This is a genomic window from Chryseobacterium barbadense (assembly GCF_042849955.1).
In the GTDB taxonomy this organism is placed as follows: Bacteria; Bacteroidota; Bacteroidia; order Flavobacteriales; family Weeksellaceae; genus Chryseobacterium.
In genome coordinates this window covers 1-9,163 of sequence record NZ_BAAFHL010000076.1, presented here as the reverse complement: position 1 = coordinate 9,163, position 9,163 = coordinate 1, and the positions used below count along the sequence as shown (strand labels likewise).

Here is a 9,163-nt window from a genome sequence, read left to right as displayed (position 1 = left end):
TTTCTAGTGTTCATAACTAAATTTTTTATAAATTAATATTAAGTGATGTCATGCCGCCTCTGACTAGTATAAGGCAGCAATAGTTTGGGTGTATTTATTTACGGAACACGGAAAGCCAAAGAGCTTTAAATGTTGCCTCTAATGAGGTCTTAAGAATATTTGAATAATTTATATCTCAAATGTACTGTAGAATAATTCACTTTTTTATGACCTGGGTCATAAACGCCTATTTAATAAAGAATTTTTTTGTTTTCGATCTTTATCATTCCTTCATTTTCCATTTTTTTTAAAAAACGGATTACCGTTTCTACCCGCAACCCTGTGAGGTTAGCCAATTGCTGTCTTGTAATTTCCACAAGGTAAGAATAAGGGGCGTCGTCTTTATGATAACTTTTTAAATAATCCAGCAGGCCTTTTATCCTTATTACCGGATTTTGGGATGCCAGATTATGGATCATTAATGACTTAAAATAAAGTTTCTGCGCTAAACATTTATTCATTTCTAATGAAATTTCAGGATGCTTTTTTAGCAGTTCCATGAAATTATTTTTTGAAAGCCGAATAATTTCAACAGGGGTTAAAGCTATGGCGTTCATCGGGTATTGCTCATTCAGAAATATCAATGAGTCTCCAAAGCTTTGGTTTTTTCCAAGGATATTGTGGATGTACTCTTTCCCTTCATCATTGTAATTATTCAGTTTTACTTTTCCTTCTGTGATCTGAAAATAATAAAGTGCATAATCATTTTCCCGAAAAATAAGATCACCTTTCTTATACTGTTTTCTTTCCGCACCGGATGAGAGTAAAAACGTCTCATCGATGTTCATGCAACTTATTGTTTTCATAATTCGTGTTTTTTAATATTCAGGGAAAAATAAATCGTAAAATTTAGTATTGAAGTCAGCCTTAATATAAAATTTTACGATCCTGAATTTTTACAATTTTATCCCTTTCCATCCCTTTAATGGTCCTTATGGCGGTTTCCACACAAAGACCGGTTAAGTTTGCCAACTGCTGCCTTGTTAAGGGTACCATAAAAGAATAAGGCCTTATGTCTTCCTGAAAACTCTTCAGATAATCTAATAATCCTTTCAGTCTTATAGCAGGACTTTGTGAAGAAATATTCTGCATCATAATGAACTTATAATACAGGCGTTGAGATATAAAACTGCTGACTTCAAGGCATAATTTCGGAGAATGCTCCAGCAATTTAAAAAAATTTGATTTGGAAAGCCTTAAAACACTGCATTCAGTGAGAACTTCCGCATTCATTGGGTAGGGCTTATGGATAAATAAAAGAGATTCTCCGCAGCTCTGCCCCTCCGACAGAATATTCTGAATAAACTCTTTTCCGTCTTCGCTATAATTGTTCAGTTTTACTTCCCCTGTTATAATCTGATAATAATAGTTTGGTATTTCTCCTTCGGTGAATATAAATTCTGAAGGTTCGTAATGCTTGATATTTGCCCCTGCTGAGCACAAAATATCTTCTTTAATAACCATAATAGTTGTTTTTAATGTTTTGTTTAACGTTACCCGTTTCTCTTAGCAAAATATAATTGGAAGTTCTGTTATAAGTACAAAAATCACACCTATCCTGGTCTTTGAATAGTTAAATAAGGTTAAATTTTATAATTATTATTATTTTTCAATTATGAATTTTCATTCTATTGCTTATTGAATATTATAACTTGTAATTTCGTAATAAATTGCCCATCCCGTAAATAAAATAATAATAATCCATATCCAAAACGGAATGGTTTGCGGGGTTTCACTTCCGTTAATCAGGAAACTTTTCTGATTTCCTTTATCATACGCATTGATCATTAATGACAATGTACCATCTACCACATCCTTATTTTTTAATCCTTCTACTTTTATGGACGGGCCATTGGCTACCGTGAAGTGTATTTTTTTTATGCCTTCTTTTCCGGACGGGGACTGACTGACAATGGTAAGAACATGTTCCCCGTCGGCAATTTTTTTAGTATCCAGATCAAAAACAATGGGCGTATCCAATTCTGCAATGGGTATAGGCTCATCATCTATAAAAAGAAAAATTTTACTTTTATCCTTGGTCATAATATTTCATTTTGATGGGGCAGAACAGAATATTTGATATGACTTTCTTCTTTTTCTCCGGGGCTGATCAGGTATTTTACAGAATATCCCAATGCCACAAGAGTGATTAGAATAACGATTATTATTATAAACCAGTCCCAGTTACTTTCAGGGCCCGTTCCGTGAGTGAGGTTCCGGGTCACATTAGGCTGTTGTAGCCTGCATGCGTCACAGGCAAAAACATACGTTGTGAACAGCACCAGACTACAAATATTTATCTTTTTTATTATTTTTTTCATGATCATTTTATTTTGTCCATAATAATTTTCACCTCTTCTACCGTTACTTTTTTGGCATTATTCCCCCAACTTGTTCTTTCATGATTTATGATTGCGGTAACATCTTCGGAAGTAAAGCTGGCATTCGTTCCTACGGCAGGCATAGCAGCAAACTCCGGTCTTGGATCATAACCTTTCATAATAATGGTCACATAAAGTTCCAGGTCACCTCCGGTGACAACGGGACTGTTTTTCAATGATGGAAATGCTCCGGGAACACCTTCCCCGTTTGCCTGGTGACAGCTTGCACAATTGGCTGTAAAGAGTTCTGCTCCATCCGGCATATTAGCAGCAGTACCTCCTTCTGCGCCTTTTTTTTCTTTTTGCTTATATAAAAACGGAGGAACAATAGATTTGTCAGTAAAATCCGATTGTTTTAAAGATTTCAGATAAGCGACCAATTGCAATGCTTTCGGAGTGGCTACAATTTTCTTATTCTTGTTTTTAATGAATTTCTCCGGAACTTTTACTTCAACATCTCCGGGTTGTAAATAATCACGTTCTATGAAAAGCCATGTGTAAGCCGGCATAATTGAGGCTTCCACTGCAGCTCTCGGCTGATATAAATGAATCAGATGCCATTCTGCACTAGGCTGTCTATCTCCAATGTTGGTAAGATCCGGGCCGGTTCTCTGAGTTCCCATCAGGTTAGCAGTATTTCTCCAGAAATCCGTCCTTGTGTTGATGGCAAAATCTGCAGGAATACTTGGCCTTTTTCCAAACACATTATCCATCTCTACATTTCTTACCTGCTGTGTATGACAGGCTACACAGCCGTTTTCAATATATACCATTTTGCCTGCTCTTTCTTCTTTGGTCAACAATTTTACTTGTCTTGGTAAAGGTTTATTGATTCTTTGATTTTCTAAAGCAGGAATAATGGCAATATAAAGTGTGAGACATACAAAAAGAAGCGTTGCAGACCCAAAAAAGATTTTATGATTATTGAAAAGGAACATCATCACATTTCATTTTTAGGATTAAATTCCGTGTTTCTTAATTGTTTCTTCGCTGCCAGTATTTCAGCCGGTGTTTTCGGGATTTTAATATCTTCTTCAGTTTTAACCATCCGGTAGAAATTATAAGCGAAAATAAGATGGGAGACCCACATCATGGTTCCGCCAATCGCTCTCCAAAGCCAGAAGGGAAACATATTGATCACTCCATCTATAAAAGGCTTTTTTTTCATCCACATCATACCGGTCTGGGTTCCGCCGATCATTAATGCGATCACATACATCATCAATCCTATCAAGGCAAGCCAGAAATGAATACCTACAAGTAATTTCGGAGGCTCTTTCCCGGTGAGTCGTGGAATTAAGGTGTAAGAAAATCCCCAAATCATGAAAGTAATAATTCCATACATGGTTAGATGTGAATGTGAAACTGTGAAATCCGTGAAATGCCAAAGCAAGTTAGTATACCTAAAAGCTTCTACAGTTCCCTGAAAAGATCCCGTAAAATAAAATATAATAGACATGAAATAAAAAGGAAGTGTATAGCTGGTCTTCAACTGATACCAGGAACCACTGAATGTCAACAGAAAATTGGTTGTCCCTGCAGCCACGGGAATCAGCATTCCGGCACTTGCTATAATGGCAGTTGTCTGTAATCGCCAGGGTATGGCGCTGAAAATAAAATGGTGCGTACCAATCAACGTATAAAATAAAACATGCGTCCAGAAAGCCAGAGCTCCCAGACTGTAAGAATAAATAGGCTTGTTAAGCTGCTGCGGAAGAAAATAATACATCAATCCCAGATTGATCAGCATGAACCACATTCCAATCGCCTGGTGCATATAATATCCTTGTGTAATAGTCTCTCCCACTCCATTCTGCCATATAGGAGTATACCCTATCAAAATAACGATAACGATAAATATGCTCCCGGAAATAATGTACCAATTCGATATATAGATTTCTTTAGTCGTTCTCCGGGCAACAGGTTTAAACAGGTTGTGAAGAGAGATGGCTATTCCAATCCCGAAGGTGATCATAATGGGCCATATATACTCCCTGTATTCTCCGCCACCATTGTTTACCCCGGCTAAAACACTTATAGTTCCGGCCAGTACTGCCACATTGATCAGGATAAGAGAAACATAGCCCTGCTTAAGGTTATATACTTCAACATTGCTCACTCTTGTTACCACATAATAAGATAACCCTACCATCGCCAATGAAGCCCAGCCCCAGAACACGGCGTTGGTGTGTGCAGGACGTAATCTTCCGAAACTTAACCAGCTGAGATGATCCGCATCAGGTGCCACATATTTGATTCCGGCATATAAACCGAAAGTAGTTCCTATAATCAGCCAAAAGATAGCAGTTCCCAAAAAATAAAGAATAAGTTGGCTAAGCTGGGGTGAAATATACTTCTGAAAGGATGAAGTTCTCCTTTTGGTAGGGAACACTCTAAGTTCCTCCACCAGGTTGATGTTCTGGATCATGCCTCTTCTATCAGCTGCAGGCAGGTCTCCGGATAATTTATTTTCAGGAAGCCCGGTATGGATTTCCTGATCTCTTTGCTCATAGGCTTCAACCTCTTTAGCAGAAAGGCTTTTTATCTTTTTCTGAACTTCAAGAGATTCTTTCCGTTTTAATATGTTTGCATAGACCGAAAGGAATTTAAAAACCGCTATGGTTAATCCTGCAATTATGATGATCAATAAAAGCAAAATGGTAATCTGAATTCCCGTTTCATTAAATAGTGCCCAATCAGCCATGAAAATTATTTACGGATTATTTAGTATTGAAAAATGTTGTGGTCTAAGCAGATGATGTTTAGTCTTTCTGAAAAAACGACTATTGATGTTCAAACAGAACATCAATTCTCAAATAGATAAGAATGCTGCAGCCTTCGGAATGAATTATTTGCTGTTTTTAATGGAATCCACATCGTAAGATGTACTGTCAACTGGAAGTGTGGCATCCCCGGAATCCGGAATTACCTGTGCATTGCCGGAAGCCATACTGTCACCCGTATTCAGGCTGTCTATATGGGTGGGTTGGGTCTGCGGCTCTTTCTTACAGCTCAGGGTCAGAAATCCTAAACTTAAGATGATGATTGCAATCGGTTTCATAATATTAAATTTTGTGAGTGTATTTCAAAGTTAGCTTAATATTATGTTAACCTTTATGACTTCAGTCATAAGTGTAGGAGTTAAAACGGCCTAGCTTATTTTTGAAGCCTTTTAGTAGCAGCAACACAAAGAATTACCCCCAATGTTACCCCTATCATTTCAATGCTAATCTGTTCATTCAGAAAATAAGCCGCCAGCGCCAGTCCGAAAAATGGTTGCAATAGCTGCAGCTGTCCCACCATTGCTATTCCACCCTGCGCCAAGCCGCGATACCAGAAAATAAACCCTATAAACATACTGAAAAGTGAAATGTAAGCTAATCCTGCCCAGGCCTCTATATGAATATCTGCCACGGGTTTCGGCAAGTAGGCATATAATAAAGGAATCATAAAAGGTAATGATAATACCAAAGCCCAGGAGATTACCTGCCATCCACCCAAAGTTTTGGAAAGCTTTGCTCCTTCCGCATAGCCAAGTCCACATACAACAACACCAATTAACATAAGAATATCGCCTATAGGAGAAGCCGAAATACCCTGGGCTACAGCATAACCGATCACCAAGAGGCTCCCGATACCGGAAAAAAGCCAGAATATGGGCTGTGGACGCTCACCGCCGCGAATCACGCCAAATATAGCTGTTGTAAGAGGAAGCAAGCCTAAAAATACAATAGAATGAGCCGAGGTTATATATTGCAGCGCTAAAGAAGATAAGAGTGGAAAGCCTACCACACAACCGATTGAAACTATAATTAATGAAAGAATCTGATCTTTCTCAGGCTTTTTTTCGCGAAATAACAAAAGAACAGAAAGGGCAAGAATGCCCGCAATGGCTGCACGAGCCGCTGTTACAAATACAGGCTCCATTTCCATTACGGCCAGCTTAGTTGCAGGCAGAGATCCGCTGAAAAGAACTACTCCTATGAAACCATTGATCCATCCGCTTACTGTCTGGTCTTTTGATAATTGATTCGCTATCATCTGATTTTATTTTTAATATTTCAAAATTATAAAGGAAAAACAGATAAGCACAGTATCAGTTTTGTATATTTGCATGGATACAGTTAAGCTATGCAAAAAGAATTTTTATACACTGAAATTTCCAACGCCATATCAAGCCAGATCAAAAAAGGAGTTTTAAAGGCCGGAGATAAACTGCCTTCAGTAAGAATGCTATGCAGGGAGCATCAAATCAGTATGAATACGGCAAAACGTGTATTTCTGGAACTCGAATCACAATCATTGATAGAATCTAAACCACAAACCGGTTATTTTGTAAGCAGGTTTTTTGATGTCAAGCTTCCGCTGGCGCAAATAAGCCGGCCTTCCTTATTGTCCGATAATAAAGAACCGGATGAACTGATCAGCAAGGTATATGAAAATCTCGGAAAAAAAGAAATGACGATGTTCTCTATCGGTATTCCTTCCGGGGATCTGCTTCCTCAGGCTAAGCTGAAAAAGGAAATTGTGAATGCGGCCAGGGTGTTAAAGGAAGGCGGAACAGAGTATGAAGAACTTCAGGGGAATTTAAAGCTCAGAAGAATGATTGCATTAAGATCCGGATTATGGGGCGGCAATTTTAATGAGAGTGATCTAGTGACTACTAATGGCGGAATGCAGGCTCTATCTTTTTGTTTGATGGCTTTGGGAAAGCCTGGAGATACAGTAGCCATTGAAAGTCCCTGTTATCCGGGAATTCTTCAATTGGCTAACGGATTGGGACTTAAAGTTTTGGAATTACCCACCCATCCTACTACCGGAATTGAAATTGAAGCACTAAAAAAATATCTTCCCAGAATAGATATCTGTCTGCTTATTCCTAACTTTAATTCACCTCTTGGCAGCTGCATGCCTGATGAACATAAAAAAGAAATTGTGAAGCTGTTATCTGAAAATAACATTCCACTTATAGAAGATGATGTGTATGGTGACCTTTATTTTGGCTCGCATCGTCCTAAATGCTGCAAATCTTTTGATAAGGAAGGAAACGTTCTGTATTGCAGTTCCATTTCAAAAACACTGGCTCCCGGATATCGTGTGGGCTGGATTGCTCCGGGAAAGTATAAGGATAAAATATTGAAGCTTAAGCTTCTTCATTCCACATCTTCCATTACCCTCGTAAATGAGGCTGTTGCCAATTTCCTGAAAAGCGGAAAATATGAAAAGCATTTATACCAATTGCGACGAACCCTTCAGACAAACTATCAGAATTATGTTCAGACCATTGCAGAATCTTTCCCTGAAGGAACAAGAACAAGCCGTCCACAAGGCGGGCTTTCTTTGTGGGTGGAATTTGATAAGACCATTCAGACGAGAGAATTATATGACAGGGCTATTAAGCAAAACATTAGCATTGCTCCCGGAAGAATGTTTAGTCTTCAGGATCAGTTTGAAAACTGCATGCGTCTTTGTTTTGGCCTTCCATGGTCGGAAAATACCCGATCCAAGCTTGAGCAAATCGGAAAAATTGCCGAGATGCTGTGATTTATCTGTCCGGAACAAAATTTTTGCGGGCCAGCTCTTTTCTTACACGGCTTAAGCTTTCAGGAGTAATTCCTAAATAAGATGCGATCATCCATTGTGGAACTCTAAGCAGCAAATCAGGATACATTTTGATGAATTTCATATATCGTTCTTCTGCCGTTTCCCCCAATAAAGAATTGATCCTGTTCTGCAGGCTTCGGATATGCTTCTGAAGCAGAAAATCACTTCTTTCAATGCTATTAGGGAATTGTTCAACGAGCTTATTAAAGAAATCAGGATGTAAAAACAAGACTTCAGAATCCTCAACAGCTTCTATGTAGTACACTGATTTTTCATTGAAATAAAGGCTGCTTCTGTCTGAAATCAGCCAGCTTTCAGGAGCAAACTGAATAATGTGCTCTTTACCGTTTTTATCAATGGAATACATTTTTAAAAGCCCTTTTTCCACAAAGAATATATGTCGGCATATTTCCCCATACTGCAAAAGAAACTGATTTTTAGGAATCTTTTTCACTTCATAATGGAGACTGCAGGCATTCACTTTTTCAATAGGAACACTTAAAACCTGGGCTAAATAACTGTTAATGTTCTTCATTAGATAATTTGGCTAATAGATATGTCTTGGTGCGAAGCATGGTTGATGACCTTGCCATTCTTTAATACGATCAATTGAGGACTTTCGTGTCTTATGCCGAAATCTTCTGCGATTGTATTTGAAACTGATCTATGCGCTAGCAAATCTAAGTAATAAAAGCTTATCTTTTGATCTATATCTTCTATTTCTTTTTCAAAATTTCTCAATACTGTCTTACTGATGAAGCAGCTCGTTGAATGTTTGAAGATTACAACCTTCTCATGATAGGAATGTTCAACAGCGTCGGCAAGTTCTTTTTCAGAAGTAATGCTTTTCCAAAAAGATGATGGTTTTGGCTTTTCATCTTCGCCAAATAGTTTTCCAAAAATACTCATACGTTAAATTGCTTGAGATGATGATCAAGATGTTTAAATTCTAAAAAGCCCCAGTCTCTTTCCTTCATTTTTCCGAATAGTATGTGATGATCCGGTAAATTATTATTTTCAAACGCATCCCAATAATTATCCAGGGTTTGCAGCAAATCTCTTCGGGCACTATTAAAGTCACAGTCAAAATTAACAATTAGTTTTTGAAAAGTGGGCATATTCCGGGGAATACCGTTATT

The 9,163-nt window shown here is 38.0% G+C and carries 12 protein-coding genes; 1 reads left to right on the top strand and 11 read right to left on the bottom strand.

The annotated features are described in order from the left end of the window. Positions 1-230 precede the first annotated feature (230 nt). From ACGHIN_RS15655 to ACGHIN_RS15620, 8 genes are all read right to left on the bottom strand, one after another. On the bottom strand, positions 231-845 hold the full coding sequence (locus tag ACGHIN_RS15655; protein WP_390455596.1) for a Crp/Fnr family transcriptional regulator: 615 nt from the start codon (positions 843-845) through the stop codon (positions 231-233). Between the two features lie 61 nt (positions 846-906). Beyond that, a complete protein-coding gene (locus ACGHIN_RS15650) occupies positions 907-1,503 on the bottom strand; it encodes a Crp/Fnr family transcriptional regulator (protein WP_390455593.1) in 597 nt (198 codons plus the stop codon). A gap of 171 nt (positions 1,504-1,674) precedes the next feature. Further along, positions 1,675-2,082, bottom strand: a complete 408-nt coding sequence (locus ACGHIN_RS15645; protein ID WP_390455590.1) for a cytochrome C — start codon at positions 2,080-2,082, stop codon at positions 1,675-1,677. Further along, positions 2,079-2,360 carry a hypothetical protein gene (locus ACGHIN_RS15640; RefSeq protein WP_390455587.1) on the bottom strand — a complete coding sequence of 94 codons (282 nt, stop codon included), beginning with the start codon at positions 2,358-2,360 and terminating at the stop codon, positions 2,079-2,081. The genes ACGHIN_RS15645 and ACGHIN_RS15640 overlap by 4 nt, the downstream gene beginning before the upstream one ends. A 2-nt stretch (positions 2,361-2,362) precedes the next feature. Next, on the bottom strand, positions 2,363-3,361 hold the full coding sequence (locus tag ACGHIN_RS15635; RefSeq protein ID WP_390455585.1) for a cbb3-type cytochrome c oxidase subunit II: 999 nt from the start codon (positions 3,359-3,361) through the stop codon (positions 2,363-2,365). Then, the gene (locus ACGHIN_RS15630) at positions 3,361-5,124 is read right to left on the bottom strand and encodes a cbb3-type cytochrome c oxidase subunit I (protein WP_390455582.1); all 1,764 of its coding nucleotides are present in this window, start codon (positions 5,122-5,124) and stop codon (positions 3,361-3,363) included. The genes ACGHIN_RS15635 and ACGHIN_RS15630 overlap by 1 nt, the downstream gene beginning before the upstream one ends. A 144-nt stretch (positions 5,125-5,268) precedes the next feature. Beyond that, on the bottom strand, positions 5,269-5,481 hold the full coding sequence (locus ACGHIN_RS15625) for a hypothetical protein (protein WP_390455579.1): 213 nt from the start codon (positions 5,479-5,481) through the stop codon (positions 5,269-5,271). A gap of 95 nt (positions 5,482-5,576) precedes the next feature. Further along, positions 5,577-6,461, bottom strand: a complete 885-nt coding sequence (locus ACGHIN_RS15620) for a DMT family transporter (protein WP_390455576.1) — start codon at positions 6,459-6,461, stop codon at positions 5,577-5,579. Positions 6,462-6,551: 90 nt separating this feature from the next. Between ACGHIN_RS15620 and ACGHIN_RS15615 the strand changes: the two genes are divergently transcribed. Beyond that, positions 6,552-7,964 (top strand): aminotransferase-like domain-containing protein, encoded by a 1,413-nt coding sequence (locus ACGHIN_RS15615; RefSeq protein WP_390455573.1) that lies wholly within the window; start codon positions 6,552-6,554, stop codon positions 7,962-7,964. 1 nt (position 7,965) lies between these two features. Here the strand turns inward: ACGHIN_RS15615 and ACGHIN_RS15610 are convergent, their stop codons facing one another. From ACGHIN_RS15610 to ACGHIN_RS15600, 3 genes are all read right to left on the bottom strand, one after another. Next, positions 7,966-8,559 (bottom strand): Crp/Fnr family transcriptional regulator, encoded by a 594-nt coding sequence (locus ACGHIN_RS15610; protein ID WP_123261446.1) that lies wholly within the window; start codon positions 8,557-8,559, stop codon positions 7,966-7,968. Then, a complete protein-coding gene (ytxJ, locus tag ACGHIN_RS15605; RefSeq protein WP_390455570.1) occupies positions 8,559-8,933 on the bottom strand; it encodes a bacillithiol system redox-active protein YtxJ in 375 nt (124 codons plus the stop codon). Before ytxJ ends, ACGHIN_RS15610 begins: the two co-directional genes overlap by 1 nt. Further along, on the bottom strand, positions 8,930-9,163 hold a 234-nt coding region (locus ACGHIN_RS15600; protein ID WP_390455567.1), incomplete at its 5' end, for a DUF1569 domain-containing protein. The genes ytxJ and ACGHIN_RS15600, both read right to left, overlap by 4 nt.

Excerpts from the sequence above, each read along its gene's own strand:
- ACGHIN_RS15655 (WP_390455596.1), bottom strand. The coding sequence starts at position 845 with ATGAAAACAATAAGTTGCATGAACATCGATGAGACGTTTTTACTCTCA.
- ACGHIN_RS15650 (WP_390455593.1), bottom strand. The coding sequence starts at position 1,503 with ATGGTTATTAAAGAAGATATTTTGTGCTCAGCAGGGGCAAATATCAAG.
- ACGHIN_RS15645 (WP_390455590.1), bottom strand. The coding sequence starts at position 2,082 with ATGACCAAGGATAAAAGTAAAATTTTTCTTTTTATAGATGATGAGCCT.
- ACGHIN_RS15640 (WP_390455587.1), bottom strand. The coding sequence starts at position 2,360 with ATGAAAAAAATAATAAAAAAGATAAATATTTGTAGTCTGGTGCTGTTC.
- ACGHIN_RS15635 (WP_390455585.1), bottom strand. The coding sequence starts at position 3,361 with ATGATGTTCCTTTTCAATAATCATAAAATCTTTTTTGGGTCTGCAACG.
- ACGHIN_RS15630 (WP_390455582.1), bottom strand. The coding sequence starts at position 5,124 with ATGGCTGATTGGGCACTATTTAATGAAACGGGAATTCAGATTACCATT.
- ACGHIN_RS15625 (WP_390455579.1), bottom strand. The coding sequence starts at position 5,481 with ATGAAACCGATTGCAATCATCATCTTAAGTTTAGGATTTCTGACCCTG.
- ACGHIN_RS15620 (WP_390455576.1), bottom strand. The coding sequence starts at position 6,461 with ATGATAGCGAATCAATTATCAAAAGACCAGACAGTAAGCGGATGGATC.
- ACGHIN_RS15615 (WP_390455573.1), top strand. The coding sequence starts at position 6,552 with ATGCAAAAAGAATTTTTATACACTGAAATTTCCAACGCCATATCAAGC.
- ACGHIN_RS15610 (WP_123261446.1), bottom strand. The coding sequence starts at position 8,559 with ATGAAGAACATTAACAGTTATTTAGCCCAGGTTTTAAGTGTTCCTATT.
- ytxJ (WP_390455570.1), bottom strand. The coding sequence starts at position 8,933 with ATGAGTATTTTTGGAAAACTATTTGGCGAAGATGAAAAGCCAAAACCA.